This window comes from Pseudomonas sp. NPDC087029 (genome assembly GCF_044745345.1).
GTDB classification, from domain to species: Bacteria; Pseudomonadota; Gammaproteobacteria; order Pseudomonadales; family Pseudomonadaceae; genus Aquipseudomonas; species Aquipseudomonas faucium.
This window is the reverse complement of the sequence record NZ_JBIVAB010000003.1, coordinates 159,197-181,968: the sequence shown is the minus strand read 5'-3', so window position 1 is coordinate 181,968 and position 22,772 is coordinate 159,197. Positions and strand designations below refer to the sequence as shown.

Sequence of the window (22,772 nt, the reverse complement as noted above, 5' to 3'; positions counted from 1 at the left end):
CCCCTCAAAACCGATCGATCCGGTAAGCCGCCACCCCCGCCACCTGTTCCTGCTCAGCCAATCGTCCCACCCACTGCGCCGTCACCGCCGCCTGGGTCAGCCCCAGGTGCTGATGCCCGAACGCCAGCAGCACCCGCCCATCACACACCCGGTCGATCACCGGCAGCGAATCCGGCAGCGAAGGCCTGAACCCCATCCACGGCGTCGCCCCCTCCATCCCCAGCTCCCGCGTGAACAGCCCCTTGCTCAGCCGGTGCAACTGCCACGCCCGCTGCATGCTCGGCGGGGCCTCCAACCCTGCGAACTCCACCGTGCCCGCCAGCCGCAGCCCGCCCGCCATCGGCGTCATGATGAACTTGCGCTCCAGCGAGGTGACCGCAAACGGCAGGCGCTGATGCTCGCCTGGCAACATCAGGTGGTAGCCACGTTCGGTGTCCAGCGGCACACGCTTGCCGGTCAGTGCCGCCGTCAGTTGCGCGGAGTGGGCGCCACAACTGACCAGCACCTGGCGCGCACTGACAGTGCCCTGGTCACTGCTGAGCTTGACGCCGTTGGCGTCCAGGTGCCCGCCATCGACCTGCGCCTGCACGAACCGCACGCCACTGGCCTTGGCCGCCTCGAACAGTTCGCAAACCACCCGGTAGGGGTCGAGAAAATGCCCGGTCTGCGGGAAGAACAAGCCACCCAGGATCGATGCACTCAACTGCGGCGCCGCCGCATGCACGGCATCACCCGACCACATGTCCACCGCCACGCCCTGCTGCTGCATGCGCGCGCGCAAGGCGTCCAGCGCCCGGCGCGACTCGGGCCGCTCGAACACCAGCAGCGAGCCATCCTCCTTGAACAAGTCGCTGCGCCCGATCGACCCGAGCAAACGCTGCCAGGCGCCAAGGCTGCCTTCGTTCAGCGTGCGGATGCCGGCCACGCTGCGCTGGAACGGCGCCGGGCGCAGGTTGAGCAGCAGCCGAGTGAACCAGGGCAGGGCCTTGGGCAGGTACTTCCAGTCAAGGCGCAGCGGGCCCATCGGGTCCAGCAGCATGCGCGGCAGGCGCTTGAGGATCGACAGGTCAGCGATGGGGAACACCTGCTCGGTAGCCAGGTGCCCCGCATTGCCGTAGGACGCGCCGTGGCCCGGTGCCTGGCGGTCGATCAGCAGCACCCGGCGGCCCTGGCGGGCCAGTTGCAGGGCGCAGGCGACGCCGACGATGCCGGCGCCGACCACGGCAATATCGGTTTCAAAGGAGGCATCGCGCATGGTTCAGCGTTCCCGCTTGCCGTCGAGCAAGCGCTGCAGCTGCAGCGGGTTGCCGTGCTTCAACGCCTGCGGCAGCAAGGCGTCCGGGAAGTCCTGGTAGCACACCGGGCGCAGGAAACGCAGGATCGCCGCCGTGCCCACCGAGGTGCTGCGGGCATCGGAGGTGGCCGGGAACGGCCCGCCGTGGACCATCGCATCGCACACTTCCACACCGGTTGGCCAACCATTGACCAGGATGCGCCCGGCCTTGCGCTCCAAGGTCGGCAGCAGGGCGCGGGCGCTGTCCAGGTCGCCGTCATCCAGTTGCAGGGTGGCGGTCAGCTGGCCCTCCAGGTGCTCGGCAACCTGGCGCACCTGCTCGTCGCTGGCACACGCCACCACCAGCGAGGCGGCGCCGAACACTTCGGCCTGCAGCGCCGGGTCGGCGAGAAACGCACTGGCCTGGGTGACGAACAGCTGCGCCTGGCACTGGTTGGGGCCTTGCGGCGGCTGGCCGGCGGCCGCGACCTGGGCGTTGGCGTTGTCGGCCAGGGCGGCGGTGCCGGCGGCATAGGCACTGTAGATGCCAGGCGTCAGCATGGTTTGCGCCGCAGCCTGGGCAACGTGCTCGCTGGCGGCGGCAATGAAGCGCTGCAGCGCCGGCCCTTGGCGGGCGATGACCAGGCCGGGGTTGGTGCAGAACTGGCCCGCGCCCTGGGTGAGCGAGGCGACGAAGCCTTGCGCCAGCGATTCGCCACGGGCTTGCAGCGCCGCGTCGAAGAGGAACACCGGGTTGATCGAGCTCATCTCGGCATACACCGGAATCGGCTCCGGCCGCGCCTGGGCGGCCTGGCACAAGGCGATGCCGCCGCTGCGCGAGCCGGTGAAGCCGACCGCCTTGATGCGTGGGTCGCTGACCAGGGCAATGCCGACTTCACGCCCCGCGCCATACAGCAGCGAGAACACGCCTTCAGGCAAGCCGCACAGCTTCACGGCGCGCGCCACGGCCTGGCCGACCAGCTCGCTGGTGCCGGGGTGGGCGCCGTGGGCCTTGACCACCACCGGGCAGCCGGCCGCCAGTGCCGAGGCGGTGTCGCCACCGGCCACCGAGAAGGCCAGGGGGAAGTTGCTGGCGCCGAACACGGCGACCGGGCCCAGGGCCACCTGGCGCTGGCGCAGGTCGGCGCGGGGCAGGGGCTGGCGCTCTGGCTGGCGATTGTCGATGCGCACATCCAGCCATTCACCGTCGCGCACCACGCGGGCGAAGCTGCGCAGTTGCGTGCAGGTACGGCCGCGCTCGCCCTGGATGCGTGCCTTGGGCAGGCCGCTTTCGGCCACGGCGCGGTCGATCAGGGCATCGCCGAGCGCTTCGATTTGCTCGGCGATGGTTTCAAGAAATGCCGCACGCTGCTCCAGCGACGTTTCGCGATAGGGGGCGAACGCTGCCCAGGCCAGGGCGCAGGCCTGGGCCACGTGTTCGCCGGTGCCGCCGGCGTAAGCGGGTTCGAGCTTCTGGTTGGTGGCCGGGTCGATGGCGTGGATGGCTGCTTGGCTGCCGGGCACGGCGCGCTGGCCGATCAGCAGGTTGCCTGTCAGGGTCATGGGGCGTCCTTAATGCGGGGGTTCGAGAAAGCGGGCCGCTGAGCGGCCCATCGCCGGCAAGCCGGCTCCCACAAGGTCATTGCAGGTTTCATGTGGGAGCCGGCTTGCCGGCGATGGGGGTGCACTGCGGCCCTCGAATCAGGCCAGGTTCTGCTCGGCCGACCAGTTGGCGTACCAGCTGCGGAACAGCGCGTACTGCTGCTCGGCGTAGTTGCGCTGGGCATCGGTGAGCACGTCGGTCTCATTGAAATGCAGGCTGTACTCGCTGTCGCCGTTGAGCACCATCAGGTGCTTGTAGTACAGCACCAGGTCGCAACCTTCATCGAACGACGACAGCACCGCCAGCGCCGACTCCAGCTCGCGGGCCTGGCGGCGGGCGCGGGCATCGCCCTTGGCCGCCTGCTTGCTCAGGCTCACCAGCTGCAGCACTTCGCGCGGCAGGGCGTTGCCGATGCCGGTGATGGCGCCGGTGGCGTTGCAGTTGACGAAGCCGTGCACCACCTGGGTGTCGACGCCGACCATCAGGGTCACGTCGTCATCCTTGGAGGTGATGTGCTCGGCGGCGTAGCGCAGGTCGGCGCCACCGCCGAACTCCTTGAAGCCGATCAGGTTCGGGTATTCGCGGCGCAGTTCGAAGAACAGGTCGGCGCGGGTGGCGAAGCCGTAGTAGGGGCTGTTGTAGATCACCGCCGGCAATTTCGGCGCGGCCGCGAGAATGGCCGAGAAGTGGTGCTTCTGGGCGATCAGCGAGGCGCCGCGCGACAGCACGCGGGGGATGACCATCAAGCCGGCGGCGCCGACCTTGGCCGCGTGGGCAGCGTGGGCCACGGCTTCGCGGGTGTTCACCGCACCGGTGCCGACGATGGTCGGGATGCCGGCGGCCACCAGGCGCGCCACGCCTTCCTGGCGTTCGGCCTCGGTCAGCAGCGGCCAGTCGCCCATCGAGCCGCAGTACACCACCGCGCTCATGCCCGCTTCGATCAGCTCGCGGCCCTTGCGTACCAGGGCGTCGAAGTCCGGGGTGCGGGCGGCGGTGCACGGGGTCATCAGGGCGGGCATGCAGCCGGTGAAGATGTTGTCGCTCATGGGTGTCACTCCTTGCAGTATTCAGTCAGGTGGCGAAGAAAAGGCCTCGGGCGCTCAGATGCCCCAGGCAAACGGATCCTGTTCGTCGATCAGCAGGGTGCTGTCGGCGGTCATGTAGGCGCGGCCGGTGATGAACGGGCGAATGTGCGCGCCTTCGCGCTGGTAGCGGCCGTGGAACTGGCTGCCGGTGATGCTCGCCTGGACCCAGGTCTGGCCCTCGGCGAGCTTGCCGTCGGCGGCCAGGCAGGCCAGCTTGGCGCTGGTGCCGGTGCCGCAGGGGGAGCGGTCGTAGGCCTTGCCGGGGCACATGACGAAGTTGCGGCTGTTTGCGTTGGGGTCATCGGCGAACAGCTCGACATGGTCGATCAATGCGCCGTGTTCGCCGGTGATGCCCTGGGCTTCGAGCGCCTTGAGCATGGCCCAGGTGTACTCGGTGAGGGCTTGGCGGTTGGCCAGTTCGATGTGCTGGCCGTGCTCGGACACCAGGAAGAACCAGTTGCCGCCCCAGGCGATGTCGCCGTGGACCACGCCGTGGCCTGGCACTTCGACCGCTACCTGCTGGCGGTAGCGGTAGGCCGGCACGTTGCCGACCGTGACCGCGCCGTCTTCATGCAGGGTGGCGGTGACCTGGCCGACCGGGGTGTCGATCTTGTGCTCGCCCGGCTGGATCAGGCCCAGGTACTGCAGCGAGGCGACCAGGCCGATGGTGCCGTGGCCGCACATGTTCAGGTAGCCGGCGTTGTTGAAGAAGATCACCCCGCAGGTGGCATCGGCCGACACCGCCGGGCAATACAATGCGCCGACCAGCACGTCGTTGCCGCGGGGCTCCAGCAGGCAGGCGCGGCGCCAGTGGTCGTGCAGTTCGCGCAGCTCGTCGCGCTGCTCGGCCATGCTGCGGCCGGTGAGGGTGGGGAAGCCTTTGAGCACCAGGCGGGTAGGTTCGCCGCCGGTGTGGGAGTCGATCACATGAACGTGTTTCATGGGCATGTCCATTTCAGAGAAGGTCAGGAGGCGACGGCGGCAGGGCGCTGGCCGGCGTAGCTTTCGCCGCTGGCTTCGCTTTCGTCTTCGCCTTCCAGGCGCACCAGGTGAGCCGGCACGCCGGTGGCGGCGCCCCAGTAGTAGATGCCCAGGGCACAGGCGGCCACGGCGAGGGTGTCGAACGGGTGGGCAAGCACGCCCAGGCCGCCGAAGCTGCCCAGCCAGGACAGCAGGATGGTCACGGCGTAGAAGCCGATCAGCCAGGCCGAGGAGCGCACTTGCTGGGCCAGCGACAGGTGCTGGGTGGGCACGAAACGGGCGCACAGCAGGTACAGCACGAACATCACGATCTGCAGCGCCAGCAGCCACGACACGGTGTTCCAGCCAGACCAGTAGACGATCAGCGCGGCGATGATGAACGACAGCGGGCCGAGCACGCCCATGCCCATGACCCGGAACGGGCGCGGCATGTCCGGTGCATTGCGGCGCAGGGCGGCAACGGTGACCGGGGCCACGGCGTAGCTCAGCACCAGGGCGGCGGACACCACGTTGATCAGCGCTTCCCAGGACGGGAACGGCAGGGTCCAGAACACCGACAGGCCGAAGGTCAGCCACAGGGCAGGGCGCGGGATGCCGGATTGCGCGTCGATGCGGGTGAAGTAGCGGAAGAAGGTGCCGGTCTGCGCCCAGCCATAGATCACCCGCGGGGTGGCGTTCATGTAGATGTTGCCGCAGCCGCTGGGCGAGATCACCGCATCGGCCACCACCAGGTAGGCCAGCCAGCCCACGCCCAGGGCCAGGGCGATGTCACGGTAGGGCAGGGCCAGTTCCTTGGTCACGGCGGCCCAGCCGTTGCTCAGCATCTCGGTCGGCACGCTGCCCAGGAAGGCCAGTTGCAGCAGGGCGTAGATCGCGGTGGACAGCAGCACCGAGAGGATCAGCGCGATCGGGATGGTGCGCTGCGGGTTCTTCACTTCGCTGGCCACCGAGATGATCGGCGTCAGGCCCAGGTAGGCGAAGATGATGCCGCCGGCCGACACTGCCATTTCCACACCGGACAGGCCGAACGGGGCAAACCCCTGGACCTCGAAGTTTTCCGGCTTGAAGAAGGTGAACAGCACGCCGATCACCAGCAGCGGCACGATGAACTTGAACACGCTGATCAGGTTGTTGGCCTTGGCGAAGGTCTTCACGCTGCGGTAGTTGAGGAAGAAGAACAGTCCCAGCAAGGCGAACTGCACCAGCCAGCCGAGCACGGTGGGGTCGCTGGAGCCGGCCTTGGTCAGCCCGGGAAACCACGCCGCGGCGTACTGGCGGGAGGCGACCACTTCGATGGCGATCAGGCTGGAGAAGGCGATCAGCGTGATGAAGCCCATCAGGTAGCCGAGCAGCGGGCCGTGGGAATACACCGGGTAGCGCACCACGCCGCCGGCACGCGGCAGGGCCGCGCCAAGCTCGCAGTAGACGATGCCCAGCAGCAGCACGGCAAAGCCGCCGAGGAACCAGGACAGGATCCCGGCCGGGCCGGCGATGGCCGACACGTGGCTGGCGGCGAACAGCCAGCCGGAGCCGAAGATGGCGCCGAGGCCGATGAAGGTGAGGTCGAGCAATGACAGCTGTTTCTTGAATTTGCCTGACATGGGTGCGCCTTTTTGTAGGTTTTGGATAGGCAGGTCTGATGTCACGTGATGCGGCGTTGCGGCCGCGCTCTTGTAGGCATGGGGCGGCTTGCGTGGGGCATAGAGTGAACCTGGCGGGGGTGGGGGTTCTTGATGGTTTTCTGCAGGGAGGATGACGAAATCGGCACAGTTGCAGAAAAGGCTGGTGGCCGGGTGGGCCCGCTGGATAGGCTGGAGGGCCTGTAGGGGAAGGGCTGGAGAGATGTGTTGGGCGTGCTGGCGCCATCGCCGGCAAGCCGGCTCCCACCTGTGATCCTGGACCTTGGGTCTTGTGAACCCGTGACCCTGTGGGAGCCGGCGTGCCGGCGATGGCGGCGGTAAAGACAACAGAGAACCGACAGATGACAACCGAGCCCCTGGCAACCCTGTACCACAACCTCGCCGAGCACCGCCCCGCGACGCTCGAGACCCTGCTGGCCAGCGTCTCTCTGCTGCTGCCGATTCTCGACGCCATCCCCAACGCCGCGATCTTCATCAAGGACCCGCACGCCCGCTACGTACTGGCCAACACCACGCTGGTGCAGCGCTGCGGCCTCAAGCGCCTGCAGCCGCTGCTGGGCAAGACCAGCGCCGAAGTCTTCCCGGCGCAACTGGGCCCCGGCTACACCGAACAGGATCGCCGGGTGCTGCAACAGGGCCTGGTGCTCGAAGACCAGCTGGAGCTTCACCTGTATGGCAGCCGCGAACCCGGCTGGTGCCTGACCCACAAGCGCCCGCTGCACAACCCCGCGGGCGAGATCATCGGCCTGGTCGGCATCTCCGTCGACCTGCAGTCAGCCGCCGACACCCACCCCGCCTACCAGCGCCTGGCCGCGGTGGACGAACACATCCGCCAGCACTTTCACCAGCCGATCAGCATGGGTGAACTCACCCGCATCGCCGGGATTTCCGTGGCGCAACTGGAGCGCTACTGCAAGCGGGTGTTCCACCTCACGCCGCGGCAGATGATCCACAAGGCCCGCCTGGAAAACGCCCACCGCCTGCTGCACAGCGAGCTGCCGATCACCGAGGTGGCACTGCAGTGCGGCTACACCGACCACAGCGCCTTCAGCCGGCAGTTCAAGCAATTGACGGGGTTTACCCCGCGGCAGTACCGCCAGGCGACGTGCATATAGCAATGTGGAAATTTATGCTTATATGCATTGACTAGCTATGCATGGATGCATATCGTGTATGCAAGCGGACCGCTTTGGCCCGCTCTCAAACACATTTGATACAGGATGATCATGATGACGACTCAATACGCTGCCCAGAATTCGCTGCCATTTCCGGTACTCCCTACCACCAATGGCGTCACCCAATACTTCCGGGCCACCAGCACCAATCCAGCAGAGGCGACCTACGCCCCTGATGGCCTGCCAGCCGCGCCGATCTATGGCCTGGGTGGCAAGCTTCTGCAAGGCAATGAAATCGTGGCCGGAGGCAATGTGACACTGATGTCCTACCTAGGCCCGCTGCTCAACGAAGGGGCGCTGTGCTGGATTCTGTTGAGCTGTGACGGAGGTACTCAGCAAGTGGCCGATGCCGTTCACAGCCAGCAGGCGGTGACGCTCGGTCAATTGATCGGGTTTTCGGGTGTAGCGCCAGGCGATATCAAATACACTGCCGCCAACTCCGTCCCGGTGGGCTGGCTCAAAGCCGATGGATCGCTGGTTTCACGCACTGAATACACAGCGCTTTTCACCGCCATTGGCACAACTTATGGTGAAGGCGATGGCCTGAGCACCTTCAAGCTTCCTGATTTGCGCGGTGAGTTCATTCGTGGTCATGACGGAGGTCGAGGCGTGGATGAGGGCAGGGTGTTCGGTAGCGGGCAGAAGGGTAGCCTCTATCCCTTTGACACCACGCAGAGCAAAGCCAATGGTATCTGGAGCGCATCGACCACGCAGACCACAGGGCCTGCATCGCAGATCGCATTGGGTGTAGACAGCTACTCGACCGCTGACTATGCAACTGTTTCCCTAGGTGGGGTGGACGCCACTGTGAATTACCCCTTGCCAGGCCTGCTGGGTGATCGCGGCTACTCCGGCGTCACCCGCCCCCGCAACGTAGCCATGCTGGCAATTATCAAGTCCTGATAATCAGCCGGGCCCAAAAAGCGCACGCGCCTCGTCAAAGCACTGCTCGGCAATCGCCGAACGCGGCTCGCTGCGGCGCAGCAGCAGGCCGACCGGGCTGTGGATGCTGGCGTCGGCGATGGGGATGATGCGCAGGTGTTCGCTCAGGTCTTCGAGGCCGAAGTTCAGCGGCATCACCGCGCAGCACACGCCGGCGGTGATGGCCTGGACCAGCTGGAAGCTGGAGTCGCTTTCCAGCACGGCCATAGGCTCCAGCCCCCGGCTGCGCAAGCTCAGGTCCAGCGACTGGCGGTAGTGCATGCCCTTGCTCAGCAGCCCCAGCGGCAGGTTGGCCAGTTCGCTCCATTGCAGTTCGGCGGCATCGAGCTGGAAGTGCCGGGTGTCGTACAGCAGGCCCATGGTGGTGGTGCCCAGTTCGATCACTTCGAAGAAGCCGGCGTTGACCTGGTCCAGGTAGCAGATGCCAAGGTCCAGCTGGTTGCGGCTCAGGCCGTCCATGATCTGCTCGGTGCTGTGGGTGCTGAGCTGGAAATGCAGCTCGGGGTATTTTTCGCGCAGCGGCATCAGCAGGTTCATGGTGTTGAAGCTGGCCAGGGGCACGCTGCCCAGGCGCAGGCTGCCGACCACCTGGCCGCGGCAACTGGCGGCCTCGGCTTGCAGGCCGTCATGGGCGGCGAGCAGGGTGCGGGCCCAGGCCAGGATGCGCTCGCCGGCTTCGGTGAAACCCTCGAAGCGCTGGCCGCGCTTTACCAGCATCAGGTCCAGCTCGTCCTCCAGGTTGCGCAGGCGCATGGACAGGGTCGGCTGGGTGATGTGGCACAGCGCCGCGGCCTGGCCGAAGTGGCGGGTCTGGTCGAGGGCGATGAGGAACTTGAGCTGCTTGATGTCCATGGGGCTGCCTGGGGTGGGGTGTACAGACCTTAACCAAGTCTGCGATAGATGTCATTGATCGGCCAGTTCGCCATATCGATTGGACGCCCTGGCGCCGTGCCTCTAGCGTTGCGGCACAGCCCATTCAAGGAGCCATCCCGTGCGCGTCAAACCCGACGCGGTCTTCGTACCGCTCAACATCGCAGTGCTGACTGTCAGCGATACCCGCAGCTTCGACAACGACACCTCCGGCGAACTGCTGGCCAACCGCTCGGTGCAGATCGGCCATCGCCTGGTGGCGCGGGTGCTGCTCAAGGACGACCTGTACAAGATACGCGCCCAGGTCGCCACCTGGATCGCCGATGACGAGGTGCAGGTGGTGCTGATCACCGGCGGCACCGGCTTTACCGGGCGTGACAGCACGCCGGAAGCGGTGCAGTGCCTGTTCGACCGGCATATCGACGGTTTTGGCGAGTTGTTCCGCGCCCTTTCGATTCTCGACATAGGCTCTTCGACCGTGCAAAGCCGCGCCCTGGCGGGCATGGCCAATGGCACGCTGGTGTGCTGCCTGCCGGGCTCGACCGGCGCCTGTCGCACGGCCTGGGAGGGGATTCTGGCCGAGCAGTTGGATGCACGGCACATGCCGTGTAACTTCGTGAAGCATTTGAAGCCGATTCAAGCTTGCCAGAGCCGTGGTTGACCGTAGCGGCCTTATCGCCGGCAAGCCGGCTCCCACAGGAAATCACTGGCCTTGACCTGTGGGAGCCGGCTTGCCGGCGATAGGGCCTTCAGCTCAACACATAATCCACCGGCAGCAACGCCGGTGGCAGCGGTTGCACCTCCAGTGCCCCCAGCACATCCCGCTCGACCGTGCGCACCATGGCATCCAGTGGCAAGTCGTTCTCGTCGCGCCCGAACGGGTCCTCCAGCTCATTGCCGATCGCATCCAGCCCGAAGAACGTATAGCCGACGATGGTGGTGAACAGCGGCGCCAGCCACCCCAGCGGCTCGGCCAGGGCAAACGGCAGCAGCAGGCAGAAGATGTAGATGGTGCGGTGCAGCAGCAGGGTATAGGGGAAGGGCAGCGGCGTGCCCTTGATCCGCTCGCAGGTGGCCTGCACCTCGGTCAGGCCGGCCAGGCGCTGCTCCAGCAGGGTATAGCGCCATTCGCTGATGTGCTGCTGCTCGGCCAGGCGCGAGCACTGCTCGCCAATCTCGCGCAGGATGCCGTCGCAGACGTTGTGCTCGACCACCGGCGCGTTGCCCTTCAGCCAGGGCCGTGCGGCGCGGCTTTCATCCTCGTTGCGCAGGCGCGCACTCAGTGCGTGGGCAAAGCCGCACAGGTTGCGCAACAACTCGGCGCGCAGCGGAGCATCGGCGATCGCCGTGCTTTCGCGCACGAACGAGCGCGTCTCGATGATCAGCTTGCCCCACGCCTTGCGCCCTTCCCACCAGCGGTCGTAGCAGGCGTTGTTGCGAAAGCTCATGAAGATCGACAGCGACAGGCCGAGCAAGGTGAAGGGCGTGGCGCTGACCGGGTAGAAGAACGCCGGGAAGTGGCGCTCGACCAGCACGATCAGCGCGGCCAGCAAGGTGACCATCAGGCAGCGCAGGGCAATGCGCTTGACGATCGACCCTTTGAGGGTGAACAGCACGCGCAGCACATCGGGGTTGGGGTGGACGATCATGGAAATCCAGAGGCAGCGGGTCAGCCGCCGGTCATGTTCATGAAGCGCAGGATCTGCACATCGCCACCCACCTCGAAATGGTGCCGGTAGGGTTTGAGGTGCAGCGAGTCGCGGATGGCTTTTTCCAGCCGCTCGGGGTTGCCCGGGTGAGCGCGCAGCACTTGCTTGAGGTCCACCGAATGCTCGTTGCCCAGGCACAGCAGCAAGCGGCCCTCGACGGTCAGACGCACGCGGTTGCAGGTGGCGCAGAAGTTGTGGCTGTGCGGCGAGATGAAGCCGACCCGGGTGTTCGCCGCTTCGGCCAGGCGCCAGTAGCGCGCCGGGCCTTGTGACGATTCGGTCGACTCGATCAGGGTGAACTGCTCGGCCAGGCGCTCGCGCACTTCATCGCTGGAACAGAACGACTCGCCACGTTCGTGCTCGCTGATCACGCCAAGGGGCATCTCTTCGATGAAGGTGATGTCCAGCTCGCGGTCGATGGCGAAGCGCACCAGGTCGACCAGCTCGTGGTCGTTGCGGCCCTTGAGCACCACGCAGTTGAGCTTGATGCGCTGGAAGCCCGCGCGGCGGGCAGCGTCGATGCCGGCGATCACCTGCTGCAGGTCACCCGTGCGGGTCAGTTGCTTGAAACGCTCGGTATCGAGGCTGTCGAGGCTGATGTTCAGGCGCGACAAGCCGGCATCGAACAGCGGCTGGGCCAGGCGCCCGAGTTGCGAGCCGTTGCTGGTCATGCACAGTTCGCGCAGGCCCGGCAGGGCGGCAATGCGCCCGCACAAGTCGACGATGCCCTGGCGTACCAGCGGCTCGCCACCGGTGAGGCGGATTTTGCGGGTGCCCAGGGCGACGAAGCGCTCGGCCACCTGGAACAGCTCTTCGAGGCTGAGGATCTGCTGGCGCGGCAGAAACTGCATGTCTTCGGCCATGCAATAGACACAACGGAAGTCGCAACGGTCCGTCACCGACATCCGCAGGTAGTCGATTTTGCGGTTGAAACCGTCGATCAGGGGCCGGAGGGTCTGTTCCACGTGGGGGCTCGAAAGGGTTGAGGTGTAAGGTCCAAGCTATTACCTGTGGGCGCCCCCGTCAAATTGCTTTGCCCGACTATTCGATCAGTCTCCTCTATCACGGCTGCAGGCGCCGAAATCCGGGGCCTGCAGCGCGCCCCTGGGGCATCATCGAAACGGCCTATCAGGCTGTAAGCCATATCGATTGGACGCACCTGTGCCGGCCTCCATAGGCTGGAAAAAAGCACCGGGCTACACGACCCGCTGCACTTTTCCATGCCAGCGTGAGGATTTACCGCATGAGCCAGGACCAACACATCCGGGACTACAAAGGCCCCGCCGCCGGCTGGGGCGCGCTCAAGAGCGTGACCAAGAGCTGGCTGGGCAGCGAGAACGCCTTCAAGAACCTGCGGGCGATGCTCAAGACCAACCAGAACGGCGGCTTCGACTGCCCGGGCTGCGCCTGGGGCGAGTCGCCGGAAAGCGACATGGTCAAGTTCTGCGAGAACGGCGCCAAGGCAGTGAACTGGGAGGCCACCGGGCGTTCCGTGGACCCGGCCTTCTTCGCCAAGTACAGCGTCAGCGCCCTGGCCGAGCAGACCGACTACTGGCTCGAGTACCAGGGCCGCCTGACCCACCCCATGCGCTACGACGCCGCCACCGACCATTACGTCGAAACCAGCTGGCAAGAGGCATTCGCCCTGGTCGCCAAGCACCTGCGCTCGCTCGACTCGCCCGACCAGGCCGAGTTCTACACCTCGGGCCGGGCCAGCAACGAGGCGGCGTTCCTCTACCAGCTGTTCGTGCGCGCCTACGGCACCAACAACTTCCCCGACTGCTCGAACATGTGCCACGAAGCCAGTGGCGTGGGCATGTCGGAAACCCTCGGGGTCGGCAAGGGCACCGTGGTGTTCCATGACCTGGAGCTGGCCGACGCGATCTTCGTCATCGGCCAGAACCCCGGCACCAACCACCCGCGCATGCTCGAACCGCTGCGCGAAGCGGTCAAGCGTGGTGCCCAAGTGGTGTGCTTCAACCCGCTCAAGGAGCGGGGCCTGGAGCGGTTCCAGCACCCGCAGCACCCGTTCGAAATGCTCAGCAACGGCTCCGAGCCGACCAATACCGCCTACTTCCGCCCGGCCCTGGGCGGCGACATGGCCGCCATGCGCGGCATCGCCAAGTACCTGTTGCAGTGGGAGCGCGAGGCACAGGCCAAGGGCGAGCCCGCGGTGTTCGACCACGCCTTCATCGCCGAGCACACCAGCGGCGTGGACGCCTACCTGGCGGCGGTGGATGCCACCTCGTGGGCGCACATCGTCGAGCAATCGGGGCTCACCCTGGCCGAGATCGAGCTGGCCGCGCGCATGTACCGCAAGGCCGAGCGGGTGATCATGTGCTGGGCCATGGGCGTGACCCAGCACCGCCATTCGGTGCCGACCGTGCAGGAGCTGGTCAACCTGCAGCTGCTGCGGGGCAACGTCGGCAAGCCGGGCGCCGGCCTGTCGCCGGTACGCGGCCACAGCAACGTGCAGGGCGACCGCACCATGGGCATCGACGAGAAGCCCAAGGCGGCGCTGCTCGATGCCCTGGAAAAACGCTTCCAGTTCCGCGTACCCCGCGCCCACGGGCACAACGCGGTGCTGGCGATCAAGGCCATGGAAGAGGGGCGGGCCAAGGTGTTCATCGGCCTGGGTGGCAACTTCGCCCAGGCCACGCCCGATACCCCCCGTACCCACGCGGCCCTGCGCAACTGCGCGCTGACCGTGCAGATTTCCACCAAGCTCAACCGCTCGCACCTGGTCACCGGCACCGATGCGTTGATCCTGCCGTGCCTGGGCCGCACCGAAATCGACCTGCAGGAAGACGGCCCGCAGGGCGTCACCGTGGAAGACACCTTCAGCATGGTGCACATTTCCCATGGCCAGCTGCGCCCACGTTCGCCGCACCTGCGCTCGGAGCCGTGGATCGTTGCCGGCATGGCCAAGGCCACCTTGGGCAACGCGCCGATCGACTGGGAGTATGCGGTGGCCGATTACGGCCGGATTCGCGCCATGATCGCCGATGTCATCCCAGGCTTTGCCGATTTCAACGAGCGCTTGCAGCACCCCGGCGGGTTCCACCTGGGTAACAGCGCGGCCGAGCGCAACTGGCGCACCGCCACTGGCAAGGCGCGTTTCAGCCCCAGCGCGCTGCCGGAGCAACTGGTCAACGCCAAGGTGCTGGCGCGCGGTGACAAGCCCGACCTGATCCTGCAGACCATGCGCTCGCACGACCAGTACAACACCACGTTGTACGGGCTGGACGACCGCTATCGCGGGGTGTTCGGGCTGCGTGAGGTGGTGTTCGTCAGCGAGGCGGACATTCGCCGGCTGGGCTTCGAGCCGGGCGAGCAGGTGGATTTGGTGTCGCTGTGGGAAGACGGCGTGGAGCGGCGGGTGTCGGGGTTCCGGCTGGTGCCCTATGACATTCCGGATGGGCAGGCGGCGGCGTATTACCCCGAGACCAACCCGCTGGTGCCGTTGGACAGTTATGGCGAAGGGACCTACACCCCGACTTCCAAGTTCGTAGCGATTCGGTTGGAGAAGGCCAAGCCGGGGAACCGGATCGAGGCGGTGCTGGCGGCTGATTGATGAGTAGTCGGTGCTGGCCTCATCGCGGATAAATCCGCTCCTACGCAGGCCTCCGTAGGAGCGGATTCATCCGCGATGATGCCAACACCCATCAGGCGCGATGCACTGGAAAGGCCGTGGTGTACTTCATCTGCTCCATCGCAAAACTCGAAGTAATGTTGGAAAGCCCATCGGTACTGGTAATCAGCTTCTTGTAGAACCGGTCATACGCCGCAATGTCCCCCACCACCACCCGCAGCATGTAGTCCCAGTCCCCGGACATCCGATACACCTCCATCACCTCCTCGAAGCCCGTCACCGTCGCGGCAAACTGCTCCAGCCAGGCGCTGTCGTGGCGCTGGGTCTTGAGCTGGACGAACACGGTCAACCCCAGGCCCAGGCGTTCGGGGTCGAGCAGGGCGACGCGGCCAAGGATGTAGCCGTCTTCCTCCAGGCGCTTGACCCGCTTCCAGCACGGCGTGGTCGAGAGGTTCACCGCTTCGGCCAGGTCCTTGAGCGAGATCGAGGCATCGCGCTGGAGCAGGGTGAGGATGTGCTGGTCGAAGCTGTCCATATCGATCGGGAACCGGTAAGAAAATTATTCCAGAGACTACCCCAGCAGCAGAAAATTTTCCTGCGCCGGCGGGCGTTGCCGCAGCCTGTGGTTGTGCGATAGTTGCAGCCTCATCACCACTGCCTAATGGGCCTGACCATGTCCGACAAGCCGCGCAATTTCGCCACCCTTGCCATCCACGCCGGCGAGCAGTCCAGCGTCGCCGACAACGCGATCTTTCCACCGATCTACACCGCCAGCTCCTACATCAAGCGCAGCCTCGACGATAACCCCGAGTACGCCTACAGCCGCGTCGGCAACCCCACCCGGCATGCCTACGAAAGCTGCGTGGCGGCGCTGGAGCAAGGGGTGGGCGCGGTGGCCTGCGCCTCCGGGGTCAACGCCACGGCCACGGTGTTGGAGCTGCTGCCCAAGGATGCCCACGTGGTGGTGATGAACGGCGTCTATGGCGGCACCTTCCGCATCCTCGAAGACTATCGCAGCCGCACCTCGGGCCTGACCACCACCTACGTCGACCTCAACGACCTGGAGGCGGTGGCTGGCGCCATCAGGCCGCAAACCCAGCTGATCTGGATCGAGTCGCCGACCAACCCCTTGCTGCACCTGGTCGACATCAAGGCCGTGTGCGACCTGGCGCGGGCGCGGGGCATCCTCACCTGCATCGACAACACCTTCTGTTCGCCCTGGAACCAGCGCCCGATCACCCTGGGCGTGGACCTGGTGATGCACTCGGCGAGCAAGTACATCGGCGGCCACTCCGACCTGACCGGCGGCGTGGTGGTGGCGGCAAACGACGCGCTGCTGGCGCGCCTGCGCAAGATCAGCATGGCGGTGGGCGCCATCCAGGGCCCGTTCGACTGCTACCTGGCGCTGCGCGGCCTGAAGACCCTCGACGTGCGCATGGAGCGCCAGTGCGCCAATGCGCTGCAGGTCGCGCGTTTTCTAGAGAGCCATCCGCAGGTCGAGCAGGTGTTCTACCCGGGGCTGGAGAGCCATCCGCAGCATGAACTGTGCAAGCGCCAGATGCGCGCAGGCGGCGCGGTGGTGGCGATGAAGGTCAAGAGGGCTGACCGGGCCGCGCTCAATCGCCTGGTGGAGGCCTTGGGCATTTTCGTGCTGGCCGACTCGCTGGGGGGCGTGGAAAGCATGATCAACCACTCCTGGAGCATGTCGCACAACTCCCTGAGCCCGGAGCAGAAGGGCGGCATGGGGATCAGCGAGAACCTGCTGCGGCTGTCGGTGGGGATCGAGGACTATCGCGACTTGATCGAGGACCTGGATGGCGCGCTGAAGGCTTCGGCTGGGGTGTGAGGGGCGCGGGCCCCATCGCCGGCAAGCCGGCTCCCACAGAGCTGGCTTGCCGGCGACAGGGCCGGTTGATTCAGCAGAAATCCATCAGGACTTGGGCGGATGAATGATCCGTTCGATCTTGTCCTTGATCAGCAGGCGCTCCTTGCGCAGGCGATTGACGGCGTCGTCGTTGGTGCCATTGCCTTCGGCGGCCACCACCTCCTTGTCCTTGGCGTTGTATTCCTTGTGCAGCGCATGCAGCGCGTGGTCCTTGTTCATCAATGCCTGGAATGCATCAGCGGTAACGTGCAAGTCAGCGAGCAGATCGTGCGGAACTGGCATTTCTTCACCTCTGTCAGGGTTGTCGTTAAGGTCCTGAGCATTGAGGATAGCCGCCTTTGCGCCGCTGGGGGACTGGGGTGGGCTGTCGCATCCCCCTCACGCCTGCCTGCGCCAAACTCCGTGTGCCGGCTGAATGAACGCTGAACAAACTTCAGTCATTGGGTGAAAAGCGCCGTTTCACGGATTTGTTGGCGTCTTTTTCACAAAAAATTGATGGCGTGCTTTCTAGAGTGCCGCAACTTTCCCACGGTGCCGTCTGCCCGGGGGGTTGATAATCACTCTTGATTGCGAACACCAATGCTCAACTTCAAATCCCTGCGGACTGAATGGGTCACGCTGCTGGCCAGCCTGTACCTGCTGATCGGCTTCAACATGTTTCTCTGGGAGCACCTGCAGCAGGTGGTGCCCGCGGGGTTGCCGGGCCTGTGGCTGAGCTTGGCGTTCGCCGCGCTGATGCTGTTCGCGTTCAACCTGATATTGACCCTGTTCGCCTTCCGTTATGTATTGAAACCGCTATTGATCATCTTGTTCATGAGTGGCGCCGGTGTCGCTTACTTCATGAACCAATATGGTGTGCTTATTGATTCGGGCATGTTCCGAAACATGGCCGAAACCAATGTGGCGGAAGTACGCGACCTGATGTCGTTCAAGTTTGCAGCTTATATCCTGTTGCTCGGCGTATTGCCGTCGGTGCTGCTGTGGAAGGCACCGATCGCCTACCGCGCCTGGCACCGCGAAGTGCTGGGCAAGCTGGTGGTCAGCGGTGCTTGCGTGGTGGCCCTGGGGGCGGTGGCGCTGATCAACTATCAAGGCCTGTCGTCGCTGTTTCGCAATCACCATGAACTGCGCCTGATGCTCACCCCGAGCAACATCGTCGGTGCCTCCATCGGTTATGTCAGCGAGCGCGTCGGCACGGCAGCGCGGCCGTTCCAGAACTATGGCGAAGATGCCAAGCGCGATACCGCCTGGCAGCACCATGAGCGCAAGTCGCTGACCGTGCTGGTCGTGGGTGAAAGTGCGCGGGCAGACCATTTCGGCGTGCTCGGCTACGACCGCGACACCACCCCGAACCTGGCCAAGGAGCAAGGCCTGCTGGCGTTTTCCGATGTGCATTCGTGCGGCACCGAAACGGCCGTGTCGGTGCCGTGCATGTTCTCCGGCATGGGGCGCAAGGATTACGACGCTCGCGTGGCGAAGAACCGCGAAGGCCTGCTGGACATCCTCCAGCGCGCAGGCCTGGCGGTGCAGTGGAGGGATAACCAGTCCGGTTGCAAGGGCACCTGCGACCGGGTGCAGTTCATCGATGTCAGCAACCTCAAGGACCCGGGCCTGTGCGCCAACGGCGAATGCCATGACGAAATCCTGCTGCAGGGCCTGGCCGAGCTGATCGACAACCTCGACAAGGACACCGTGCTGGTGCTGCACCAGATGGGCAGCCACGGCCCCGAATACTTCAAGCGCTACCCCACCGCTGGCGAGCGCTTCACCCCGGTGTGCCAGAGCAACGCCCTGAACCAGTGCAGCGAGCAGGAGATCATCAACGGCTACGACAACACCCTGGCCTACACCGACAAGGTGCTGTCGTCGCTGATCGACACCCTGCGCAGCAAGCAGGACAAGGTCGACACGGCGATGATCTACCTGTCCGACCACGGCGAGTCGCTGGGCGAGTACAACCTGTTCCTGCACGGCACCCCTTACGCCATCGCCCCGGAGCAGCAAAAGCACGTGCCGCTGCTGACCTGGTTCTCCGACAGCTACAAGGAAGACTTCGGCCTGGACACCGACTGCCTGGCCAAGCTCAGCGATGCGCCGCTGTCGCAGGACAACCTGTTCCACTCGATGCTCGGCCTCTTGCAGGTGCGCACCGAGGTCTACCAGCAGTCGCTGGACATGTTCGCCAGCTGCCGGCCGTGGCTGGCGGCCAAGCGCTGATTCAATCCTTCGCGCAGCCCATGGACGGCGCGGCGGTCGCCAGGTTTCACCCACAGTGCCCGCGCCGTATATACTGCGCGCCAATGTTAGTGGGAGAGCCTCGTGGCCATCGAAATACACTGGATCCGTGACGACCAGACCCTGGCCGAAGGCTGCCGCAAGTGGCGTCAACTGCCCTTCGTGGCCGTCGACACCGAATTCATGCGGGTCGACACCTTTTACCCCAAAGCCGGCCTGATCCAGGTCGGCGACGGCCAGTGCGCTTTCCTCATCGACCCGCTGCTGATCAGCGACTGGCAGCCGCTGGCCGACCTGCTCGACGACAGTGGCGTGGTCAAGGTGCTGCATGCCTGCAGCGAAGACCTTGAGGTATTGCTGCGCCTGACCGGCAAGCTGCCACAGCCGCTGTTCGACACGCAGCTGGCAGCCGGTTACCTGAACCTGGGCTTCTCCATGGGCTACTCGCGCCTGGTCCAGGACGTGCTCGGCATCGAGCTGCCCAAGGGTGAAACCCGTTCCGACTGGCTGCAGCGCCCGCTGTCGGAAACCCAGGTGAGCTACGCCGCCGAGGATGCCGTGCACCTGGCCGAGCTGTTCGCCGCCCTGCGCCCGCGGCTGTCCGACGACAAGTACGCCTGGGTGCTGGGCGACGGCGCCGAGCTGGTTGCCGCGCTGCGCCGTGAAGTCGAGCCGCAGACCCTCTACCGCGACGTCAAGCTGGCCTGGAAGCTGAGCCGTCAGCAACTGGCCGTGCTGCGCGAACTGTGCGCCTGGCGCGAGCGCGAGGCCCGCAGCCGCGATGTGCCGCGCAACCGCATCCTCAAGGAACACTCGCTGTGGCCCATGGCCAAGACCCAGCCGGACAACCTCTCGGCGCTGGCCAAGATCGAAGAAATGCACCCGCGCACCATCCGCCAGGACGGCGCTCAGCTGCTCGAGCTGATCAAGCGCGCCGCCAGCCTGCCGCCTGAGCAGTGGCCGCCGGCGCTGCCCGAGCCGCTGCCGATCGAAGCCTCCGGCATCCTCAAGCGCCTGCGCGCCATCGGCCAGGCCGAAGGCGAGCGCTTAGGGATTGCCCCGGAGCTGATGCTGCGCAAGAAAACCCTGGAAGCGCTGCTCAAGAGCGGCTACCCCAATGGCCCCTATCAACTGCCCGATTCGCTGCGCGGCTGGCGCCGTGAGCGGATGGGTCAGGCCCTGCTGGACGACCTGGCAGGCGCTGGAGAAACCCGATGAAACGTATCTGCTCGATCTACAAGAGCCCGCGCAAGAACGAAATGTACCTCTACGTGCTCAAGGCCGAGGGCCTGGAGCGCGTGCCCGAAGCGCTGCTGCCGTTCTTCGGCACCCCGGTGCACGCCTTCGACCTGGTGCTCACCCCCGAGCGCAAGCTGGCTCGCGAGGACATCGCCAAGGTGCTGGAGAACCTCGACAACCAGGGCTACCACCTGCAGATGCCGCCGCAGGACGATGACTACATCGAGCACCTGCCCGAAGAGCTGCTGCGCCGCAACGACCCTGCCTGACCATGCGCGTTCTGATCGCTGAACACAGCCACGACCACTACGCCCAGTTGCTCGCCGAAGCCGCCCCTGAGCTGCAAATCCTCACCAGCGGCGACTCGGCCGAACTGGCCAGCCAGGCCCCGCAGTGCCAGATCTGGCTGGGCCAGCCAGACTTGCTGGCCAGCCTGCTGCGCCAGGGCCACAAGCCGGCCTGGGTGCAGTCGACCTGGGCGGGCATCACGCCGTTGCTGGCCGAAGGCCTGCCGCGTGACTACCGGCTGAGCCGCGCGGTGGGCATCTTTGGCCAGGTCATGGCCGAGTACATGCTCACCTACATGCTCGGCCACGAGCGCGAAGTGCTGTCGCGCCTGGTCAGCCAGGTCGAGCGGCGCTGGGACGACCGCCCCGGGCGCACGCTGGAAGGGCGCAAGGTGCTGATCGTCGGCACCGGCGACATCGGCCAGCGCGTGGCCGAATTCCTCGTGCCCTTCGGCGTGAGCGTGTACGGCATCGCCAGCAGTGCCCGCAGCCAGGCGCCGTTCGTCGAGGTGGCCGGGCTGTGCGAGCTGCCGCGCCTGGTTGGCGAGGTGGACTATGTGCTCAACCTGCTGCCGGACACCCCGGCCACCCATGACTTGTACGATGCGGCGATGTTCAAGCGCTTCCAGCCCACGGCCCTGTTCATCAATGCCGGGCGCGGCGCGGCGGTGGTCGATGCCGACCTGGTCGAGGCGTTGAAGGAGGGGCACCTGGCGGGTGCGGTGATCGACGTGTGCCGGCAGGAACCGCTGCCGCAGCGCCACCCGTTCTGGACCGCCTGGGGCTTGTTGCTGACCGGGCACAGCTCGGCGCCGACCTCGCCTTCGGCGATGGTGCGGTTGTTCGTCGAGAATGTGCAGGCTTATGCGGCGGGGCAGCCATTGCGTGGGGAAGTGGATTTCGCCAAGGGTTACTGACTTGTAGTGGTTGTACTGGCCCTATCGCCGGCAAGCCGGCTCCCACAGAAGCACCACAGGTACGGGGTGGAGCATCTGTGGGAGCCGGCTTGCCGGCGATAGGGCCAGTACAGGCAGCATCAAATCACAGGCTGAAATCACCCTCGGCCGCCAGCTCGCTCAGCGGCTTGCGCGGGCTCGGCACTTCGCGCGCCTGCAGGGCTTCGTCGAGGCTTGCCTTGTCACCCAGCTTGCCAATGGCCACCATGGCATGCAGCTCATAGCCCTCGGGCACCTTCAGTTCGCGGCGCGCCAGGTCCTGGTCAAAGCCGGCCATGCCGTGGGTGTGCCAGCCGCTGATGCTCGCCTGCAGCGCCAGGTGGCCCCAGGCGGAGCCGGTGTCGAAGGTGTGCCACAGCGCAGGCTTTTCCTCGCTGGCGCCAGGTGCGGCGAAGGTGGTCTTGGAAATCACCAGCACCAACGCCGAGGCCTGCTGCGCCCAGCTGCGGTTGAACGGCACCAGCAGGTCCAGGTAGCGTGCCCAGTTTGGCGTGTCGCGGCGCGCATAGAGGAAGCGCCAAGGCTGCGAGTTGTAGGCCGAAGGCGCCCAGCGCGCGGCTTCCAGGAAGCTCAGCAGGGTCTCTTCGCTGATCGGCTCGGCGGTGAAGGCCCGTGGTGACCAACGGTTGATGAACTGCTCGTTGATGGCGTAATCGGCGATGCGTGGGGTGGCGCTCATGGCGGCTCCTGCAAATGGATGGGAAACGCTGCACGCTACTGCGTCCTCCCGTTACTGACAAGCGGTCTGGCGTTGCCCAATGCCAGGCTCTAGACTGGCGCCGCCGCGCGCCGCGGCCCCCGGATGAACCCAGGAAACCCGTGTGATGATCGCTGAAAGCGCGCCGTTCTGGCGGCGCAAGACCCTCGAACAACTCGACCCGCAGGAATGGGAGTCGCTGTGCGACGGCTGTGGCCTGTGCTGCCTGCAGAAACTCGAGGATGAAGACGACAACAGCGTCTATTACACGCGCATCGCCTGCAAGATGCTCGACCGCGACACCTGCCAGTGCAGCGACTACCCCAACCGCTTCGCCCAGGTGCCCGATTGCATCCAGCTCACCCCGGGCAAGGCCGACCAGTTCAAGTGGCTGCCCAGCACCTGCGGCTACCGCCTGGTCAGCGAGGGCAAGGACCTGCCGGCCTGGCACCACCTGGTCTGCGGTGACCGCAAGCAGGTGCACGAACAGCGCATATCCCAGTCGGGGCGTATGCTCAGTGAACATGAAGTGGATGAAGACGACTGGGAAGACCACCTGATCTTCCGCGCCAGCTGACCGCGCTGGCCCGTCGCCTCTGGGGA

At 65.7% G+C, this 22,772-nt stretch carries 21 protein-coding genes; 10 read left to right on the top strand and 11 right to left on the bottom strand.

The features are described from left to right. Positions 1-4: 4 nt before the first annotated feature. The 5 genes from ACIPG5_RS06665 to ACIPG5_RS06645 all read right to left on the bottom strand — a co-directional run bounded on the left by ACIPG5_RS06665 (position 5) and on the right by ACIPG5_RS06645 (position 6,543). Positions 5-1,255 carry an NAD(P)/FAD-dependent oxidoreductase gene (locus ACIPG5_RS06665; RefSeq protein WP_401373906.1) on the bottom strand — a complete coding sequence of 417 codons (1,251 nt, stop codon included), beginning with the start codon at positions 1,253-1,255 and terminating at the stop codon, positions 5-7. Between the two features lie 3 nt (positions 1,256-1,258). Continuing rightward, entirely contained in the window at positions 1,259-2,836 is a 1,578-nt protein-coding gene (locus ACIPG5_RS06660) for an aldehyde dehydrogenase (NADP(+)) (protein ID WP_401373904.1), read from the bottom strand. Positions 2,837-2,974: 138 nt separating this feature from the next. Beyond that, positions 2,975-3,922, bottom strand: coding sequence for a dihydrodipicolinate synthase family protein (locus ACIPG5_RS06655; RefSeq protein WP_176517030.1), 948 nt, complete (start codon positions 3,920-3,922; stop codon positions 2,975-2,977). Positions 3,923-3,976: 54 nt separating this feature from the next. Beyond that, positions 3,977-4,903: a 4-hydroxyproline epimerase gene (locus ACIPG5_RS06650; protein WP_401373901.1), complete on the bottom strand. Its 927-nt coding sequence runs from the start codon at positions 4,901-4,903 to the stop codon at positions 3,977-3,979. A gap of 23 nt (positions 4,904-4,926) precedes the next feature. Further along, positions 4,927-6,543, bottom strand: coding sequence for an APC family permease (locus ACIPG5_RS06645; RefSeq protein ID WP_176517033.1), 1,617 nt, complete (start codon positions 6,541-6,543; stop codon positions 4,927-4,929). Positions 6,544-6,923: 380 nt separating this feature from the next. Here ACIPG5_RS06645 and ACIPG5_RS06640 point away from each other — a divergent pair, with 380 nt between their 5' ends. Then, positions 6,924-7,697 (top strand): helix-turn-helix domain-containing protein, encoded by a 774-nt coding sequence (locus ACIPG5_RS06640; protein WP_401373899.1) that lies wholly within the window; start codon positions 6,924-6,926, stop codon positions 7,695-7,697. Between the two features lie 111 nt (positions 7,698-7,808). After that, positions 7,809-8,660 carry a phage tail protein gene (locus tag ACIPG5_RS06635; protein ID WP_401373897.1) on the top strand — a complete coding sequence of 284 codons (852 nt, stop codon included), beginning with the start codon at positions 7,809-7,811 and terminating at the stop codon, positions 8,658-8,660. A 3-nt stretch (positions 8,661-8,663) separates the two neighbouring features. On the opposite strand, the gene ACIPG5_RS06630 is transcribed toward ACIPG5_RS06635, so the two are convergent. After that, the gene (locus tag ACIPG5_RS06630; RefSeq protein ID WP_401373895.1) at positions 8,664-9,551 is read right to left on the bottom strand and encodes a LysR family transcriptional regulator; all 888 of its coding nucleotides are present in this window, start codon (positions 9,549-9,551) and stop codon (positions 8,664-8,666) included. A 139-nt stretch (positions 9,552-9,690) separates the two neighbouring features. Between ACIPG5_RS06630 and moaB the strand changes: the two genes are divergently transcribed. Further along, positions 9,691-10,230 (top strand): molybdenum cofactor biosynthesis protein B, encoded by a 540-nt coding sequence (moaB, locus tag ACIPG5_RS06625; protein ID WP_176517039.1) that lies wholly within the window; start codon positions 9,691-9,693, stop codon positions 10,228-10,230. 88 nt (positions 10,231-10,318) lie between these two features. On the opposite strand, the gene ACIPG5_RS06620 is transcribed toward moaB, so the two are convergent. Continuing rightward, on the bottom strand, positions 10,319-11,218 hold the full coding sequence (locus tag ACIPG5_RS06620) for a bestrophin family protein (RefSeq protein WP_401373893.1): 900 nt from the start codon (positions 11,216-11,218) through the stop codon (positions 10,319-10,321). Positions 11,219-11,238: 20 nt separating this feature from the next. Then, on the bottom strand, positions 11,239-12,243 hold the full coding sequence (gene moaA / locus ACIPG5_RS06615) for a GTP 3',8-cyclase MoaA (RefSeq protein WP_236237975.1): 1,005 nt from the start codon (positions 12,241-12,243) through the stop codon (positions 11,239-11,241). 278 nt (positions 12,244-12,521) lie between these two features. On the opposite strand from moaA, the gene ACIPG5_RS06610 reads away from it, so the two are divergent. Continuing rightward, positions 12,522-14,852 carry an FdhF/YdeP family oxidoreductase gene (locus ACIPG5_RS06610; protein WP_236237974.1) on the top strand — a complete coding sequence of 777 codons (2,331 nt, stop codon included), beginning with the start codon at positions 12,522-12,524 and terminating at the stop codon, positions 14,850-14,852. A gap of 91 nt (positions 14,853-14,943) precedes the next feature. Here ACIPG5_RS06610 and ACIPG5_RS06605 read toward each other — a convergent pair whose 3' ends face one another. After that, on the bottom strand, positions 14,944-15,405 hold the full coding sequence (locus tag ACIPG5_RS06605; protein ID WP_176517047.1) for an Lrp/AsnC family transcriptional regulator: 462 nt from the start codon (positions 15,403-15,405) through the stop codon (positions 14,944-14,946). A gap of 126 nt (positions 15,406-15,531) precedes the next feature. On the opposite strand from ACIPG5_RS06605, the gene ACIPG5_RS06600 reads away from it, so the two are divergent. Further along, a complete protein-coding gene (locus ACIPG5_RS06600; protein WP_401373890.1) occupies positions 15,532-16,716 on the top strand; it encodes a trans-sulfuration enzyme family protein in 1,185 nt (394 codons plus the stop codon). Positions 16,717-16,800: 84 nt separating this feature from the next. On the opposite strand, the gene ACIPG5_RS06595 is transcribed toward ACIPG5_RS06600, so the two are convergent. Next, positions 16,801-17,037, bottom strand: coding sequence for a YdcH family protein (locus ACIPG5_RS06595; protein WP_401373888.1), 237 nt, complete (start codon positions 17,035-17,037; stop codon positions 16,801-16,803). Between the two features lie 297 nt (positions 17,038-17,334). On the opposite strand from ACIPG5_RS06595, the gene ACIPG5_RS06590 reads away from it, so the two are divergent. The 4 genes from ACIPG5_RS06590 (at position 17,335) to ACIPG5_RS06575 (ending at position 21,433) form a co-directional block, all read left to right on the top strand. Then, positions 17,335-18,972, top strand: coding sequence for a phosphoethanolamine transferase (locus ACIPG5_RS06590; protein ID WP_401373886.1), 1,638 nt, complete (start codon positions 17,335-17,337; stop codon positions 18,970-18,972). Positions 18,973-19,074: 102 nt separating this feature from the next. Beyond that, positions 19,075-20,208, top strand: a complete 1,134-nt coding sequence (rnd, locus tag ACIPG5_RS06585; protein ID WP_401373884.1) for a ribonuclease D — start codon at positions 19,075-19,077, stop codon at positions 20,206-20,208. Further along, complete coding sequence (locus ACIPG5_RS06580; protein ID WP_176517057.1) at positions 20,205-20,498, top strand: YcgL domain-containing protein; 294 nt, start codon at positions 20,205-20,207, stop codon at positions 20,496-20,498. The genes rnd and ACIPG5_RS06580 overlap by 4 nt, the downstream gene beginning before the upstream one ends. 2 nt (positions 20,499-20,500) lie before the next feature. Next, positions 20,501-21,433: a D-2-hydroxyacid dehydrogenase gene (locus ACIPG5_RS06575; RefSeq protein WP_176517059.1), complete on the top strand. Its 933-nt coding sequence runs from the start codon at positions 20,501-20,503 to the stop codon at positions 21,431-21,433. A 124-nt stretch (positions 21,434-21,557) separates the two neighbouring features. Here the strand turns inward: ACIPG5_RS06575 and ACIPG5_RS06570 are convergent, their stop codons facing one another. Beyond that, positions 21,558-22,151 carry a nitroreductase family protein gene (locus tag ACIPG5_RS06570; RefSeq protein WP_176517060.1) on the bottom strand — a complete coding sequence of 198 codons (594 nt, stop codon included), beginning with the start codon at positions 22,149-22,151 and terminating at the stop codon, positions 21,558-21,560. A 145-nt stretch (positions 22,152-22,296) separates the two neighbouring features. On the opposite strand from ACIPG5_RS06570, the gene ACIPG5_RS06565 reads away from it, so the two are divergent. After that, a complete protein-coding gene (locus ACIPG5_RS06565) occupies positions 22,297-22,746 on the top strand; it encodes a YcgN family cysteine cluster protein (protein WP_401373881.1) in 450 nt (149 codons plus the stop codon). The last annotated feature ends 26 nt before the right edge of the window (positions 22,747-22,772 follow it).